Source organism: Hydromonas duriensis (assembly GCF_004363775.1).
Lineage (GTDB): Bacteria > Pseudomonadota > Gammaproteobacteria > Burkholderiales > Burkholderiaceae > Hydromonas > Hydromonas duriensis.
This window is the reverse complement of record NZ_SNZE01000018.1, coordinates 1-16,051: the sequence shown is the minus strand read 5'-3', so window position 1 is coordinate 16,051 and position 16,051 is coordinate 1. Positions and strand designations below refer to the sequence as shown.

The window sequence follows — 16,051 nt, the reverse complement described above, 5'->3', positions numbered from 1 at the left end:
GTTGTGCATTATACCGATTGAACATGAAATTTTGCGTAGACTTTAGCAATATACCTGTGCAATTGTTACCCCATCCCAATACCACCAGAAGCAACCCAAGCAATTTTGTCATGTGAGACCCTTTGCGACAGACTTTTATGCACCAAGTAAGGGGCTTGGGCTGCACTGGCGTCTTGACTGACCAAGGTTCTGTGTTGACTTGATGCGGGTGTGGCTTTGACAGTGGGAATCGCTATGGCTTGTGTCGCAACGACTGGGGTTTGAATCTTGATTGCGGCTACAGGTTGCAGCAGGGGCGTGTGTAAACTGCTGCTGATTTTAGCGATTGGATAGCGGGTCGGTTGCAACCGGGTTTGTGCTTTAGGTAGTGCGTGTGATGCGTTCATTGCTGCTAAGACCTCTTGCCGACCAGCCATAACCTTGGCGTAATACTGTCGGTTCTCCACGCCATTTAGCTGGCCTGCTTGACCTTTCCAACCGCCGTTATAGCCTCTGAACATGGCTTCATCCGACACCTTCCCCTGCGAACGTCGACCATTCTTATAGCGGAAGGTGTTTAAACTCATCTCTTGCATTTTGAGGGCATCTTCAAAATTCGCAGGATTGAATGCCCTCTTGGCATTTTGCTCATGACCCGCTTGAACCGCTGGCATGATTTGTGCCCAGCCTCTGGCACCACTGCGACTCACTGCTTTAGGGTCTAGTTTACTTTCTTGATACATTTGACCTGCGACTGTGCCTTTTAATAAACCCAGCTTGTCATCTAAAGCGAAGGTTTGATTGAGTTGGTCTATCGTCAAAAATCCTTTGGCTCCTTTGGGGCGAATGATTTGAGTATTGGCGGGGGTCGGGCCTACCATTGGTGCTTGCGTGGCTGGACGAACTGTTGATTGACCGTGGCGCACCATGTCCTCATATCTTTTGGCGGCCTCTTGATTGCGGAATGCGAAATGAATGTGTCCGCCTGTGGCCTTTTTGGAGCTCTTGTTGTACTCGTCTATGAGCTCAACATCGGTGCCTTTGCCACCAACCGTAAAGCCCATGGATTCGACATATTGCTTGATTTGAGTATAGCGTTGTTTGGCGGCGGTGTTCTGCCCATTGGTGAGCCCTTTGGCTTGCATTTGATTGGCTGATTCGAATGTGGTGTCAAATCCAAGGCCGTCCTTATGCAGTGAGTGATAGCCTATGTTTTGATGGTGGTACTTGTCATTTAGGGAGGCGTGATGCACGATGTCTTGACCCAATCGGTCATTGACCGCATGTATCATGGCGGTGACACCATTGGCCGTTGTACCACCATTGGTGGCTCCAGCTTTGAGTTTAAGCCCATCGTAATTAAACGGGTTTTTTGATTTTAGCCAGTCAACCCCTGCTCGACCAATTTGGCCCACTGTTGAGCCTATGGTTTGGGCTGTAGTGAGTGTACCATCTGGATTCGCCCCTTGGATATTCTGCCCGTTGAAGCTTTGTTGCGCACTTTGCGCGCCTTCAATGACTTTGGATAGAAGGTTTTCACTTGCATTCTTTACCGCTTGTGCCATTTCTTGTATCTGGTTCGTGATGACGGGGAAAGTGGCTTTGAAACCTTCAAACGCATCATTTGCGTATTGACTCATGGCGCGTGTGCTTTGACTGACCATAGCGCTCATGTCTTGGCGTGTTTTATCCCACGCGCGTTGCCAATCGGTTTGTTTCAACCATTCGCCTAGGGCTTGACCGATGGGTTCGCCTGCAATGCCTCCAACTATGGCGCCTAGCGTTCCACCAATTGCCGTGCCTATACCAGGGATAATTGAACCTGCAATACCTCCTGCAATTGCACCTGCTGAACTGCCCGCAAGCCCACCACCTAAGCGTCCCAATAGCGATGCTTTTTGTTGCCCTTTTTGTGTGTCTGGCATGTCTGCTCTATTGATTTGTGACATTTGCCAAGCTGCGGTGCCCAGTCCCAACAATGTACCCAGTACGGGGAGCTTACGCATGAAGCGCCCCCCGATTCGCGCGAGGCCACCCAATAGCTTTTTAGGTCTACTCAACACTCCTTTTGAAGTGGAGGCTGTTGTGGCGGTACGGCGGTCTATCCGTTCACCTTGCGCAAAGTCAATGGCCGCTCGATTGAGTCCTTTGGCTGTCAACGCATTGGCAATAGGTTTATAGCTTTGGTCTGTTGGTGGTTGTTTGGCGATGCGCTTGAGCCATTTGATTTGTTCTTGTTGTGCTTTAAGCGCAGCGGCTTGGTTTTGATTGCGCTTTTTGTTTTGGGTGCTGGTATTGGGGGCTCGTTTGATAAAACGACCTGTGGCATCTCGATGACGCTGATGTTGTGTTGAATGTTGGGGTTTAGACGTGGCCGCTTGCGGGGTTGTGGGTTTGGGTAGTTTTAAGCCAATGTGAAGTTTGCGAACGGTTGGCGTCTGTGTCATGGCTTTTACATGTTCGAGTATGTCTTCGGTATTGTCATGTATGAGTTCTAAAATATCTTTTCCACCTCGCCCCACTAAAAATCCGTCTTTATCGTGTTTGAGTGTCATTATTGCCTTCGCTTGATTCGCTAAAGGCTTATTTTAAGTGGGTGTTTGAGGTGAAAAAATGAGGGTTCGTTTTAAGCGCCAATTGCAGCCACTCTTTGCTTCCCATCTAAAATGGCTAAATTTTAGACAATCTATGTTGCCCCCTTGAAACGCAAAGCTTTTTTGTGGTTTTCCAAGTTTTATCCACAGGGTTATTCACGGAATTTGTGGATACTCAGCCAACGGTGTGTAGGGTTTAGTTATAATTTATAGCTTGAGCGACAACACACTAAAACGTCGAGTCATTGAAGCCACCCAACATACTTTATAGAAAAAAATAATCATGCTTACTCTTGAAATCATCGCCCAGACCCATGCCAAAGTAAAATCTGGCGCGGACTTCCCTCGTTATGTGCAAGACTTAAAGGCCTTGGGCATGTCTCACTATGATTTTTACGTGACAGATGGGCATTCTGAATATTTTTCTGTTGATGGCACACGCTTGGACGCGCCTGCCAAATATGAAACTAAAACTATTACAAGCCCTGCCAACGCCAATGCCCTTCGCCATACCATCACCATTCATCAACAAGGACAAACTGATTTTTTAACGTTTTGCCAACAGGCGGCTGATGCTGGCGTTCAATACTGGCGCACAGATATTGTGAATCTGAAGTGCATTTATCTGGATAGTACGGGACAAGACATTTTGATTGAACCGATTCCAGATGCTGGCCCATATTAAATAACCAGATGCGTTGTCTGCGTTGCTTATGTTGATGACGACATCGCATCACAATGCTGCTCTTCTGTGTCAATCTGCTCGCGCCATTTATTCCACATCTGCAAATAACGCCTTGGCCTGTTCAAGATAATCTTGTGCCACCACGCCTTGCTCACCATCATCAAGCGCGGCATCCGAGACGTTGTAAAACACATCCTCTAAAAACACAAAACTCATCGCGTCAATGATGTCAGGGGATTTGATGCCTTTGGCGCGCATTTCATTTTTACCCATCATTTTGTAGCGTAAAACACCTTCCTCGGTAAAACTGTAGGGCAAACGCGAGCCTTGCAATAACATTTTGTTTTTAAGAATCCGCTCAAGATTAGGCGTGATGCTGACTCGGCCTTGACGCACCGCATCCCTGAACCGAACCATGGCACACGCCCTCAAATTAAAATATCGGTTCTTGTATGCCTTTTTAAAACAAGGATTGCCCCAATTGACGCGCTTGACGTTTTTACCGTCTCGTTCCAATAATTTGGCAAACTCGGCTCCCGCACCGCCTGCATCCACCACAATCGTGGCATTGGACACGCTGTTATACACCTCACTGACCAGCCCCCTAAAATCGGTCATGTCTTTGCTGTTGGTGCAAATGGGAATCCCAACATATTCAACTCGACGGGCATTGTCCCCAAAGTCCTCATCACCACAGACTTTGGCTAAAACACACACAGAATCATCACGATATTCACCCATGCCCACATCGACCAATAGCAACCAACCCCATGCTTCACTTGCGTGAATGGGGCTGCTCTGTTTAAAGCAAGATTCAAGGGCTGCTCGCGTGAGTAAGTTGTCATGTTCATTTTCAGCGAACTGAGCCAGCACACGGACTCGATATTCCACACTGTCTTTGCCGCCGCTTTCAAACTCGACATTCTTGAGCCACTCCAATGTGACAAATGGTGAATTTTCACTCGAAAACCGCAAGTCATGCCAATTGCCACCATTAGTAATCGATAAATTATGATGCGTGTTGTAAAAAAATCCAGCGTTACGCGCCCCTTGTGAGGCCAATAACGTGCGGTTGCCGCCTTGGGTTTGAGTGCCATTGATGACATCGTAGTGTTCATCAGCGACACCAGCGGCTTCATCAACAATAATCAATTGCCAATAACGGTGTTTACCCGCAATACTAACCGCGCTGCCCTTTTGCATGGCGAACTTATGAATAAACCACTGGGTCTTGTAGCCTTTGATATAAAAACTATCGGTTTGCGCCTGTATGTAGTCGACAATCCAAGCAAACTCGCCCTGCTTGATTTGTAACAGTGCATCGTTCATTTCTTTCCATACGCCCTCTGCCACTTGCTCAACTTTAGCGGCACCAATGTAGGTGTTGCTGCCTATTTCATATTTACCATCGTAATATGCCACTGGGAAACACAGCATGTGCCACAAGGCAATCCGACCATACATATTCGTTTTACCCGTACCAGTCCCCGAGACCACCGATACCTTCGCGGTATTGGGCTTAATGGCTTCGAGTAACTCGCGTTGGTCATCACTGACCAGGCTTGTGCACACGCCCATCACAAAGGCGAGTGGGTCATTTTGAAATAAATCCACAAAACGTTCATAGCGCGGGTCGTTCAATAGATTGGGGGGCACGGTTTACCCTTTGTGGTTGGTCGTTCCCGACTGTGCTGTTTCACGTCTTTGTGCAACTCGACTCATCATCTCTTGTGATTTGCGTTGGTTTTCTTCGGTGATTTTGCGCAAACGTTCTACCGATTCACCCGTGTGGTGATGTTCGTTGGTGGTTTCGGCTTGGGTTTTCCAGCCCGCGATGTTCATGGCGGCTAATGTGGCAAATCCACTCTTGTACGCACCCGTCAAACCGCCACGAATCACCAAGTCAATTTGGATGTCTTTACATAGCCCATAAGCGTGAAAAAACTCTATATATTTGAGCGTGCCATCTTCGTGCACAGCATGAGCCCAGTTTTTGAGTGTGGATTCACTCACGCCAATGGTTCTTGCAAAGCCATTAAATGTCACAAAATCGGTGGCAATGATTTTGCTATTGGCTTGGGCGTCTTCCCCTACTTCAAAGCAACGTTGCAAACCGTCATCAAAATATTTGAGCATGGCCGCGACATATTCAGGTTTGTATAATGATGTTCGACCATGACCATGCGCATAGTCATTCTGTTTGGGTGCAGGTACTCGTACTTTATCGAGATGCGTTTGAATCGCTGTGCTGGTTGGTTTTTTGGCCACCCGAATCTTACGTGGCTTAGAGGCGTTGAGTTTGGCATCATGTGTCACGACTATTCTCCTCGAACAGGCACAGTGTGGCATTGCTTTGCTGTGCAGCTTTTGATAAGGCATGGCTGACTATCAATAAATCGTTATCACTTAAGCCCCCATCCATTTGTGACAGTGCTTTTTTGGTAATGCCGATGGCACGTATCCAATCAGATGGGTCGGAGGACATTTTGAGTTTAACCTCTTCATGCTGGTGGCGATTGACGTGTACCCGCAGTTGCTCTATTTTGGCGGCTAAGGTTGCACTGCCGCGCATCTCTTCAAATTCAGGATTCAACTCAATGAAACGATGAAATGAATCAATCACGCGCTCACATTCGGCCTTATAGGCCAATGCTGACTCGGCACCTTCTCGTGAGTTCACGATGGCACTGGCAGACATGATGGCGATGGCATTTAAATGCCCCATCAAGGTGTCTTTAAAAATTTTGGTGTAGGTGGCGGCACTGCGTAACTCTTCTGGTTCAGCAGAGCGCCCCACCAAGTAGTCCATGGAGACCCCATAAAAATTTGACAGGGCATCAAATGCGTACAAATTGATGGGCACTTGATTGGTTTCCATTTCGCTGATTTTTGATTTGTTCAACCCCGTACCCACGGCGACGTCATCCAGTGAGTATTTCAATTGATAACGAACGGCCCTGAGCGTTTTACCCACTTCTCTAAACAGCCTGTCTTGTTTGACGCTTTTTTGTATCACGGCCATACGGCACCTCCTATACTCATGATTTGTCTTTTCATTTCACACCCCATACACTCGGCTCATACAGCATCATGGCCTGCTTGAACCGCTCAACACTGCTGTTGAAATAGTCTTCGTCCAGCTCCGTCCCATGAAACTCAAACCCGAGTTTGTAGGCCGCAATTGCACTCGATGCACTGCCCAAATGGGTATCTAAAATTTTGTCGCCTGCTCGGGCGAATTTATTAAGCTGCCATTCGTACAACTCAATCGGCTTTTGCGTTGGGTGTATTTTTTTACCTTTGCGATTGCTGCATTTGAACAAGGGAGCTGGCTTGTTAAACGATGTCCAACCCAACTCGACTTGGCTAAAATTGGGCCATGGTTGGCATTTATCCCAAGCAATCACGCAGCGCGTTGGACGTAAATTAAAGTAATTGCCGCCCCAAATGATTTGTTGTTTGGATACTCGAAACAACTCTTCAAAATACGCCGCTGGCGGCTGAACATCCCAACGACTGATATTGTCTTTATTGATTAAACGAGATTTGAGCTTGCCTCGTCCGTGCGTGGCGGTTTTAGGCAAGCCATACGGCGGGTCAACAATGGCCAAATCAAAATACCCATCTGGGAATTGAGCCATATACGCCATGCAATCCATTTGATACAGGTGGATTCGAGCAGCATCGTGATGAAATGAGGACATCGGTAGTGTTTGGTTGATTTTAGGCATGTCGAGCTCGCTTCGGTTGCGTTAAGCGGTCGTAATAGGCCAACCAATACGCGCGGTCTCGCCTAAACTGCACTTGATGCTGGGCACCAAAGGCATAAATGTATTCGAGCAACTCAGCAAACTCTTTTTTACTCAAAAGACTGGTTTTAGCGCCTAAAGCAATGACACCCGTGCCATCGATATTGGGCACGTATTCGCCCTTAAAATAAGACCCTGTAAAAATGTCCTTCCATTGTTCTTTGCTGCGTGCTTTACCGCACCATAAGACTTGTTCAGCCACATCACGCAAAGCGGGCCACAGGGCTGCATTTTGTGCGAGTGTGCGTGTACTGTCTTGCATGATGACCGCCATGCCTAGCGGTAAGTTTTTTAGCGCAATGATGGCACGCGCTCGAATGGCGTCGTTGAGCACAATAAATTGAGTTTTATTGGGCATGGGCGCCTCGCACAAGTGAGTTGTTTTTATCTCGGTTTAAATGGTCATTCATGATATTAAATTCCCCTTTATGCGCGATACGATGCCCAAGTAAAGGGTACGGCAATGCCACCGCCTTCACGTAACCGATCAATCACGGGTTCTCCCAGATAGCTCGACAACTCTTGCACCATCAAATTGCTCAACAGCAAGGTGGACTTTTTACGGTTGTAGCGCCCATTAATGATTTCAAACAAGATGAGTTTTTCAGTATCAGAACCAAACTGCACACCCACTTCATCTAAAATCAATAGGTCTGGTTCAATAAAATCACGAATGGCTTGTGACTCACTGCGCACACTGTCTTTACGCCACGTTTCTTTGACATGACGCACCGCATTGAGCACCGACATAAACAACGGATAACGCATTTTCTTAATCAACTCGTGGGCGATGCCTATGGCCAGATGGGTTTTACCATTACCCACATGACCACAAAAAATCAGGCTGCGACCTTGAGTTTGAACCGTGCCGAACTCACTCACAAACCGCTCGGCGACTTCTAACGCATACTGCGCGGCTGGGCATACGGGTATGTAATTCGACAACAAGCGGTCTGCAAATCGCTCCGGGATATGAGCCGCATTGCGTGCGTGACGGCTTCGCTGCGACATATGGAGCACATGACGGGCTTGTTGCTCTGCACGTTCAGCCGCCTTTAATGCCGCCTCATGGCAAGACTTACAGCTCATCTCCCCCCATCGGTACACACCAGCCACATATGCCCCGTGCGTTGGGCAAACACGGTGAACCTCTCCAAGTTTTTGATGCTGTGAGGGCACAGCGGTGGGTTTAAAATCGTCCATGTGGATCAATCCCTTTCGTATAATCGCGTGGGGTGTTGGTTGTGCGGGTAGCTGGTGGTGCATTGGCACGATGCCGACTGGCGTACCATGCCGCTCTGAAACCAATCCAGTTAAACTCAATCGACACTTTGATCGCTTCGCATAAGCTCAAGCCAGCAGCCGTTGCCTCTCGTTCAACCGCTTTCAAAGCCGTAATGCTCAACACTTTGCTGCCTTTGTCTCGGCGCACACTCAACCAATCCAGTGCCACCTGCTCATCAACCCCCTTGGCCACCAATGCGTCCACCGTCAAACCAACTTTGCTGTTTGGCTTGGTTGGCGTCGCTGGTTTATCGTCTAATGATTCTTTGATGGTTAATGATGGTTCTTGATGGTTATATGCGGGTGCAATGGTTTGCACCCTTTCTTGCTCTGTTTTGCACCCTTTATGCGTCAAATTGCACCCTTTATCGTCGTCATTTGCACCCTTTTTTAACGGTGCAATTTCTGCACCCTTAATCCAATCACTGCAAATACGGTACTCTCGGGTGTAGTTGCGCCCGCCTTTACCGCTATTGACAAGAATCAACCAGCCCGATGCCTCCATTAAACGCAATTGATATTGCACGCTGCGCACAGACTGGCGGGTTTTTTCGGCTAAGGTTTCAACCTTGGGAAACACATGTGTGCCATCATCATGCGCATGGTCAGCCAATGCCAAAGCCAATAACATTTCCCCACCACCATTCGGATAGCGCTCAAAGACAGCCGACATCACCTTGACACTCATAGCAAACTCGCCTGCGCGGTATCAGACCCCGCAATGACCTGCAAGGTATAGCGACCATAACGCTTACCATTTTTGTGTTCCATGTGCGTACGGATTACATGCCCTTCCGAACGCAAATCTCGAATAGCCTCTTGCAAACTGGTGATTTTGTAAAGATGAGTGGCCATCATATTGGTGATGGGCTGTCCAGTTTTGAGATGACTTAAAATCGTTTCGTTTCGCGTCATACATCCCCTCATTTCTTGACTTTAGAATAAGCACGCCACGTGCCAAATTGAATCTGCTCACCTGAAACTTCTGTCAAGCGAACCGCCATCGCAATACTTGGTACTGCGTGATGGGTCGAAATCTGATCCAAATAACTTTTATTCGCAGGAACCTGCTTGGCTTTATTCTTTTTTTCTTTCGGAGTTAGCGAACTCCACCATGTCTGCATATCCAATTTTTATCCTTTAAACTAAAATTTGACACGGCAAAGTTTAACTTAAAACTAAAATTCAATCAATTTTATTTTAGTTTAACTTCTGATTTTTGGGCGTTTGATTTAGTTAAATAGCGATTTACTAAAAAATATCCCTTGATTTACTTAAACTTACACGATATGATTAGCTATAAACTAAATTTAAAGGATTGCGTCATGGATGTTTTTGAGATTCGTCGTAACAACCTGAAGCTATTGACCGTCAAACGAGGGTCTAAAACACAGTTGGCTCACGATACCAACACAGCAGCCGCTTGGATCAGCCAGATTTTGGCGGGCGCTCACATGGGCGATGATTTCGCAAGACGCATCGAAGAAACACGCCAATTGCCACGTGGTTGGATGGATGTGCTACAAAGCATTGATATGGGACAACCCGTCATGGTGTTGGCCCCCGAAGATGGCATTCCTGAAGGGTTTGTCGCCATTAAAGAATATGATGTGCGCTTTAGCTGCGGCGCTACCGCTAATGCTGAATTGGGATTTGATGAAATAGAAGGAGGCACGCCCGCCATCTACAAAAAACAATGGCTCAAAGAGATTCAAGCTCGACCCGAAGCCCTCAAACGCTTCAAGGCTACAGGGACATCAATGATGCCCGTCATACGCCATGACTGGCGCATCGCAGTTGATACCGATAAGACAGAACTGCCCAGATGGACAACACAAGAAGCCGATTATTTATTTGAACAATTCGATTTATCGATTTACTGCATCATCGATGACGATACCCGTAAAACCAAGTACGCTTACATCGATAGCGATACCAACGAATTGGTCTTGCGCTCTCATAACAGTCAATTCAAAACCGAACGATACTCCATGGAATATGCCCACGATTACATTCGTGTCGTCGGCAAGGTCGTTGAAATCTCTGGCGTCCCGACCTAACCCCCTAATCTCTGACAGCTTCAAATAAACACGCCCTCAGTTTTGAGGGCGTTTTGCTAGGCCTAATTCAGCCAACCCGTCACACATACGCCAGCCATGGGCTAAACGCAAACAAAACTAAATTTTAATCAATAAACTAAATATTTAATTGATTTAATTTTAGTTTGAAACTAAAATTATACCGACAAGATGAAAAGAGTTGAATCGAACCCTTTGGTCTTTTCCATTGATTTTAGTAAAGGACGTTTATGCGTGACCCAACTATGGCCACACAGCTACACAAATTATCACTGCCATTTGCCAAGGATGACATCAAGCTGCTGCCCAAGCCTTTGAATCCCAACAACCCGATTGAATATTGTGAGTTATGTGGAGGCCATCACAGCCTACCCGCTCAACACATCCGCTATGTCGGTCATGCGGCATTGACCAAGCGACTGCTGGACGTTGATCCCCTTTGGAATTGGCAACCCCTGGTCATGAATCAAGATGGCACACCACGATTTGATGCCCAAGGTGGGTTGTGGATTGAATTGACCGTGTGTGGTCTGACCCGTCTCGGCTACGGGCACGCCGATGGCAAGTCGGGTGGCAATGCCATCAAAGAAACCATTGGCGATGCTCTTCGTAATGCCGCCATGCGATTTGGAGCGGCACTCGAGCTATGGCATGACGCACAACTCACACAACCAGAGCCTGTTGATCTACAGCCTAAGCACGAAGCTTGGTCAAACACTGCACCCACTGCCAATAAGCCCGCCTATCCTCAAGCATTATTTGAACGCAATTTACCAACTTGGCTCAACCTGATCCAAAACGGTCAAACTCACAACAGCATTCGCCACAAACTTGAGACCACTTACACCCTCAGCACTGCCCAAATAGCGGCATTGGCTACTTTAGGAGAACACACTCATGCAAACCATTAACCTCACCCAAGGCACACCCGAATGGCACACCCATCGTTTGACCCATTGGAATGCCAGCGATGCGCCCGCCATGTTGGCGCAATCTTCGCATAAGTCACGTACCGCTCTATTACATGAATACGTCACTGGCATCAAACCGGAATGTACCGCATTTACACAAAAAATGTTCGATCAAGGCCATCGATTCGAAGCTCTGGCACGTCAGCACATTGCTCAAGGCATTGTGGGTGAAGTGCTTTACCCTTGCGTAGGTGTCAGCGGCAAACTCAGCGCATCGTTTGATGGCTTAACCATGGACGAGCGCGTGTGTTTTGAACACAAAATGCTCAACCAGATTTTAAAAGCATGTCGCTCAATAGAGGATGTGCCCATAGAATATAAAATCCAAATGCAACAACAACTGATGGTTTCTCAAGCCTCTCGATGCCTGTTTGTGGCCTCTGAATGGGATCAGGCGGATCAGTTGATTGATAAAGTGGTGTTTTGGTATGAATCCGACTCAAAATTAGCGAAACAAATAAGCGATGGTTGGCAACAGTTTGAACAAGACTTGGCCAGCTATATGCCAACAACGGGCGCGAATGTGACCCATACCACCGAGATTTTAGCGTTACCCGCTTTAAATCTTGAAGTCATCGGCACGGTGAAGTCCAGCAACCTACAAACTTATCAGCAAGCAGCAGAAACATTCATTGCCACAATCAACACCAACTTACAAACTGACGATGACTTTGCGCAAGCTGAAAAGTCGGTCAAGTTTTGTAAAGAGGCAGAAGACAAACTGGCCATGAGCAAAAGTGCCGTGTTGGCACAAACAGGTAGTATTGATGAGTTGATGCGCACCATCGATCATATTTCCGCCTCTCTGCGCAATAAACGACTGACCTTAGAACGTTTAATCAAGTCACAAAAGGATATGATTAAAACCAATTTAATCATGCAGAACCAGCAAGCATTCAATGCCCATGTTTTTGATTTAAATGCACAACTGGCAGGCGCGGCATTAGCCACCATACCCACACACTTTGCAGAAGTCATCAAAGGGAAGAAGAGCAGCGAAAGTATGCGAAGCGCGTTGTCCGATGAACTGGCTCGACTAAAGATTCAAGCCAATCGACAAGCACAAACCGTGCAAACCAATTTAGAGTACTTGGCCGATTTCAATGAGTTTCGGTTTTTGTTTGGTGATTTAAATGTGATTGCCAATAAGGCTTGCGATGATTTCGCTGCTTTGGTCACGGTACGAATTGCAGCACACAAAGAAGCCATGGCCATGAAATCGGCCATTGAGCATGTCCAGCAGGTCTCAAGCACATACTTTGAGCAAGAGACACCTTGCGCACCCACACGGCCACACACAACTCATGTCGTTGATTTATCAGCCCCGCGTGCAGAATTACCCGCTCATGTGCAAGAGGAATTACGCCTACTCGTTCAATTTGCCCATGCGCATGGTTATGATAGAGACACCGCTGAACTGGAATATTTGTTTGGAGGGTTATAACCATGCCTAACACCTCGATTCATTATGGGTCGCTGTGCAGTGGTATTGAGGCCGCAACGGTTGCATGGCAACCTTTAGGCTGGCAAGCGAGTTGGTTCAGCGAAATCAATCCCTTTGCTTGCGCGGTGTTGGCCTCTCATTATCCGTTAGTACCCAATTTAGGTGACATGACTGCATTGTCAAGCCGAATCTTAAATGGTGATGTGGTTGCACCCGATGTTTTAGTGGGAGGCACACCCTGCCAAGCCTTTAGTGTAGCGGGCAATCGCGACAGTCTGCAAGATGCACGGGGCAACTTAACCCTTACCTATGTGGAGATATTAGATGCCATTGACCTTATTAGACGGACACGACACCAAGCCCCTGCAATCGCAGTATGGGAAAATGTCCCAGGTGTGCTCACCACCAAAGACAATGCCTTTGGCTGTTTTTTGGGGGCGTTGGCTGGGGCTGGGTGTGAACTGCACCCTTCAGGGAAACGCTGGACAAAATCTGGTTGTGTGTATGGACACAAACGCACGATCGCGTGGCGGGTTCTTGATGCCCAATATTTCGGCTTGGCCCAACGACGCGAACGTGTCTTCGTTGTCTCAAGTGCTCGAACTGACTTCGATCCCTCGCAAGTATTATTTGAGCACCACAGCATGTGCAGGCATTCTGCGCCGAGCCGTGATTCGCGGCAAAGCACTGCCAACCCTGTTACAACAAGCCCTATTGGGAGTGATTCAGAAAACAACTTAAATGCAGGCCAACCCGCATTCAGTGAGAGTGGCTTTGCACAATTTAGTCCAACCCACATCGCGGGCACACTGCGAGCTTCTGGTGGGGCCAATGGTTTGGGTTCTGAAACTTTAGTGACCGATGTCATTGCCATTAGAGGCAATATTATTAATCGCTCGCCTCAACATGGCGGTAACGGTGTCGGGGTTGATGTGGGGCTATCACCCACATTAACCGGTGCAGATCGCCATGCGGTTGCGTTTGATTTGACACAAGTGCGCACCGTCTCATTCCAATCCAATGCAGGCGCAGCCGTCAGTATGCCCATTGGCACAGAAATCAGCCCTACACTAACCACCAGCGCGGAAAAAGTGGCTATATTCAATTCGTATGAAGTTCGGCGATTAATGCCAGTTGAATGTGAGCGCTTGCAAGGTTTCCCCGACCACTATACGCTCGTGAGCTACCGAGGGGCTCCCGCAAAGGACTCTCCCCGTTATGCCGCTTTGGGCAACTCAATGGCCGTTCCTGTCATGCACTGGATTGGCAAACGTATCAACCATTTTATTAAGGAGCTGGCACATGAGTACCATTGAACAAACCATCACTCAAATCGTCCGTTCGAGTGTGAATGAGGCCATTAGGCCTCTGATTGTAAAGATAGATGCCCTAGAAAAGCAACTCTTGGCACAGGGCAACCCATCGAATCAGCCCTATATTCAGCAAAAAGAACTGGCGATGCAGCTCGGTTGCAGTGTATCTAAACTCAAGCTGTTTCGTAAAAGCCATCCCGACGCGCCCAAACCCAATCCAATGGGTTTGTATGATTTGGCGCAATGGCGTGCTTATTTAAAAGACACGCCCTTGTAACGGCGCTACAGTCTTCAAGCCACGGATTGATGCTGAACGGCCTCCGTGGTGTGGTATTTGGCTGTCAAACGCGCCAATTCTGCCCGTTCGTCTGTTTCAGTGTCTATGGACGGCGGCGTTTGGCGCGTTCGCATGGACTCAAGCGAGTCAATGGAGCGAACCCGATCAGCCATTAAGTCATCAAGAAAGTCCGCATACCACTGCATCATTTCTGTTCGCTCTTCAATGTACAGGGCACGATTATAGGCTTTGACTACTTTGTTGCGCTCGACGTGAGCCAATTGCCGTTCAATCACTTCACCACGCCACAGCCTTGATTCATACAAATTGGTCGATGCCGTCGATCTAAAGCCATGCACCACAATTTCATCGGCTTTATAACCCATCAAACGCAAGGCTTTGAGCGCGGTGGCATCTGAGATGGAGCGATTGGCTTTCACCTTAGAGGCAAACACATATTTGTAGCGGCCTGTCACCGCTTTCATCGCCGTGAGCAATGCGACAACTTGATCGGACATGGGCACCAACAAGGGAAGCCCCATTTTCATTTTCTCGGCAGGGATTTCAATCATCTTTTTATCCCAGTCGATTTCAGTCCACTCCAATAAGCGTGCTTCGGTTGGTCGTAAAAACACATACGCCACAAAACGAAGGTAATGACGCACAATAAAGCCATCATACTTGCTGATATTACGCAACAGTCGACCCACTGCTTTTGGTTCTGTAATCGCTGGCATACTGACCACGGGCTTAGGCACAATGGCACCGACTAAAACAGCGGCAGGGTCGCTCTTGCAATATCCACGCGCCACCCCATAACGAAAGATTCGGCTGCACAATGCACGGGCACGAATAGCCGTTTCTGTCGTGCCTCGATCTTCGATTGAATCCAAGCAACGCAATACGTCGGGCGACTCAATTTCATTGATGGGTTTGTGTAGTTTGGATGCCAAGTCTTCGAGAATGATGCGTTTGGTACGAAAGGCATAACCTTCTGACCAATTGGTGCGATTTTTTTCAAACCATTCTAGTGCGACGTTTTCAAAAGCAATGACATCATTGGCATTTGAGGTGTTTATTTTAAAGTTGGATTTTTTATAATCGGCAGGGTCTTTACCTTCTGCGATGAGACGAGCGCAATCATCTCGTTTGAGACGTGCGTCTAGGAGACTCACTTCAGGGTATTTTCCTAAAGCGATGGTATTGTCTTTTTGATTGAATAGATAACGAAAACGCCAGAGTTTTCCTCCGGCGGGTGTGATGAGCATGAAGAGGCCATCACTGTCATATTTCTTAAATTGTTTATCTGGATTTGGCTTAAAGCCTTTGATTGTACGGTCTGTGAGCATTTTAGGGTATCCTTTTCATTGAGTGGGTATATTCGTTGCAAATATACCCTGAAAATAAGGAGCCTTAAATAACCGTTCCTAACAGCCGATGATGTTAAATTAAAGACAACACCAGTAACAGTGCGGTCTACAGAGTTTTTTTGCTCAACACCAATTTGACCTAACTTCTAGGGTGGTGGAGGATGACGGGATCGAACCGACGACCCCCTGCTTGCAAAGCAGGTGCTCTCCCAGCTGAGCTAATCCCCCATTAGGATTCTCTGTTTCT

Annotated in this window: 17 protein-coding genes and 1 tRNA gene; 6 read left to right on the top strand and 12 right to left on the bottom strand. The window is 47.5% G+C overall.

Features of this window, described 5'->3' with window-relative positions; all coding sequences use genetic code 11:
• Nucleotides 1-65: 65 nt before the first annotated feature.
• Complete coding sequence (locus DFR44_RS08210) at nucleotides 66-2,534, bottom strand: transglycosylase SLT domain-containing protein (RefSeq protein WP_133620933.1); 2,469 nt, start codon at nucleotides 2,532-2,534, stop codon at nucleotides 66-68.
• Between the two features lie 322 nt (nucleotides 2,535-2,856).
• Here DFR44_RS08210 and DFR44_RS08205 point away from each other — a divergent pair, with 322 nt between their 5' ends.
• Nucleotides 2,857-3,258, top strand: a complete 402-nt coding sequence (locus DFR44_RS08205) for a DUF1398 domain-containing protein (RefSeq protein WP_133620932.1) — start codon at nucleotides 2,857-2,859, stop codon at nucleotides 3,256-3,258.
• A gap of 87 nt (nucleotides 3,259-3,345) precedes the next feature.
• Here the strand turns inward: DFR44_RS08205 and DFR44_RS08200 are convergent, their stop codons facing one another.
• The 9 genes from DFR44_RS08200 to DFR44_RS08155 all read right to left on the bottom strand — a co-directional run bounded on the left by DFR44_RS08200 (nucleotide 3,346) and on the right by DFR44_RS08155 (nucleotide 9,475).
• Nucleotides 3,346-4,914, bottom strand: coding sequence for a hypothetical protein (locus DFR44_RS08200; protein WP_133620930.1), 1,569 nt, complete (start codon nucleotides 4,912-4,914; stop codon nucleotides 3,346-3,348).
• A 3-nt stretch (nucleotides 4,915-4,917) separates the two neighbouring features.
• On the bottom strand, nucleotides 4,918-5,574 hold the full coding sequence (locus DFR44_RS08195) for a hypothetical protein (protein WP_133620928.1): 657 nt from the start codon (nucleotides 5,572-5,574) through the stop codon (nucleotides 4,918-4,920).
• The gene (locus tag DFR44_RS08190) at nucleotides 5,564-6,280 is read right to left on the bottom strand and encodes a helix-turn-helix domain-containing protein (RefSeq protein WP_133620926.1); all 717 of its coding nucleotides are present in this window, start codon (nucleotides 6,278-6,280) and stop codon (nucleotides 5,564-5,566) included. Before DFR44_RS08190 ends, DFR44_RS08195 begins: the two co-directional genes overlap by 11 nt.
• Before the next feature lie 31 nt (nucleotides 6,281-6,311).
• Nucleotides 6,312-6,989 carry a DNA methyltransferase gene (locus DFR44_RS08185; RefSeq protein ID WP_211336923.1) on the bottom strand — a complete coding sequence of 226 codons (678 nt, stop codon included), beginning with the start codon at nucleotides 6,987-6,989 and terminating at the stop codon, nucleotides 6,312-6,314.
• Complete coding sequence (locus DFR44_RS08180) at nucleotides 6,982-7,425, bottom strand: recombination protein NinB (RefSeq protein ID WP_133620924.1); 444 nt, start codon at nucleotides 7,423-7,425, stop codon at nucleotides 6,982-6,984. The genes DFR44_RS08185 and DFR44_RS08180 overlap by 8 nt, the downstream gene beginning before the upstream one ends.
• A 68-nt stretch (nucleotides 7,426-7,493) precedes the next feature.
• Entirely contained in the window at nucleotides 7,494-8,270 is a 777-nt protein-coding gene (locus tag DFR44_RS08175) for an ATP-binding protein (protein WP_162845214.1), read from the bottom strand.
• Nucleotides 8,257-9,039: a helix-turn-helix domain-containing protein gene (locus DFR44_RS11670; RefSeq protein WP_246012089.1), complete on the bottom strand. Its 783-nt coding sequence runs from the start codon at nucleotides 9,037-9,039 to the stop codon at nucleotides 8,257-8,259. The genes DFR44_RS08175 and DFR44_RS11670 overlap by 14 nt, the downstream gene beginning before the upstream one ends.
• Complete coding sequence (locus tag DFR44_RS08160) at nucleotides 9,036-9,266, bottom strand: helix-turn-helix domain-containing protein (RefSeq protein WP_162845213.1); 231 nt, start codon at nucleotides 9,264-9,266, stop codon at nucleotides 9,036-9,038. Before DFR44_RS08160 ends, DFR44_RS11670 begins: the two co-directional genes overlap by 4 nt.
• An 8-nt stretch (nucleotides 9,267-9,274) precedes the next feature.
• Nucleotides 9,275-9,475 (bottom strand): hypothetical protein, encoded by a 201-nt coding sequence (locus tag DFR44_RS08155; protein ID WP_133620916.1) that lies wholly within the window; start codon nucleotides 9,473-9,475, stop codon nucleotides 9,275-9,277.
• 201 nt (nucleotides 9,476-9,676) lie between these two features.
• Between DFR44_RS08155 and DFR44_RS08150 the strand changes: the two genes are divergently transcribed.
• The 5 genes from DFR44_RS08150 (at nucleotide 9,677) to DFR44_RS08130 (ending at nucleotide 14,434) form a co-directional block, all read left to right on the top strand.
• Nucleotides 9,677-10,411 carry a S24 family peptidase gene (locus DFR44_RS08150; protein ID WP_133620914.1) on the top strand — a complete coding sequence of 245 codons (735 nt, stop codon included), beginning with the start codon at nucleotides 9,677-9,679 and terminating at the stop codon, nucleotides 10,409-10,411.
• A 248-nt stretch (nucleotides 10,412-10,659) separates the two neighbouring features.
• Nucleotides 10,660-11,340 (top strand): hypothetical protein, encoded by a 681-nt coding sequence (locus tag DFR44_RS08145; protein ID WP_133620912.1) that lies wholly within the window; start codon nucleotides 10,660-10,662, stop codon nucleotides 11,338-11,340.
• A complete protein-coding gene (locus tag DFR44_RS08140) occupies nucleotides 11,327-12,844 on the top strand; it encodes a YqaJ viral recombinase family protein (RefSeq protein WP_133620910.1) in 1,518 nt (505 codons plus the stop codon). Before DFR44_RS08145 ends, DFR44_RS08140 begins: the two co-directional genes overlap by 14 nt.
• Nucleotides 12,845-12,846: 2 nt before the next feature.
• The gene (locus DFR44_RS08135) at nucleotides 12,847-14,160 is read left to right on the top strand and encodes a DNA cytosine methyltransferase (protein ID WP_133620908.1); all 1,314 of its coding nucleotides are present in this window, start codon (nucleotides 12,847-12,849) and stop codon (nucleotides 14,158-14,160) included.
• Entirely contained in the window at nucleotides 14,147-14,434 is a 288-nt protein-coding gene (locus DFR44_RS08130) for a hypothetical protein (RefSeq protein WP_133620906.1), read from the top strand. Before DFR44_RS08135 ends, DFR44_RS08130 begins: the two co-directional genes overlap by 14 nt.
• A 14-nt stretch (nucleotides 14,435-14,448) precedes the next feature.
• On the opposite strand, the gene DFR44_RS08125 is transcribed toward DFR44_RS08130, so the two are convergent.
• Both DFR44_RS08125 and DFR44_RS08120 read right to left on the bottom strand, forming a co-directional pair.
• Entirely contained in the window at nucleotides 14,449-15,783 is a 1,335-nt protein-coding gene (locus DFR44_RS08125) for a tyrosine-type recombinase/integrase (protein WP_133620904.1), read from the bottom strand.
• 173 nt (nucleotides 15,784-15,956) lie between these two features.
• A tRNA-Ala gene (locus DFR44_RS08120) sits at nucleotides 15,957-16,032 on the bottom strand.
• Nucleotides 16,033-16,051: the final 19 nt, after the last annotated feature.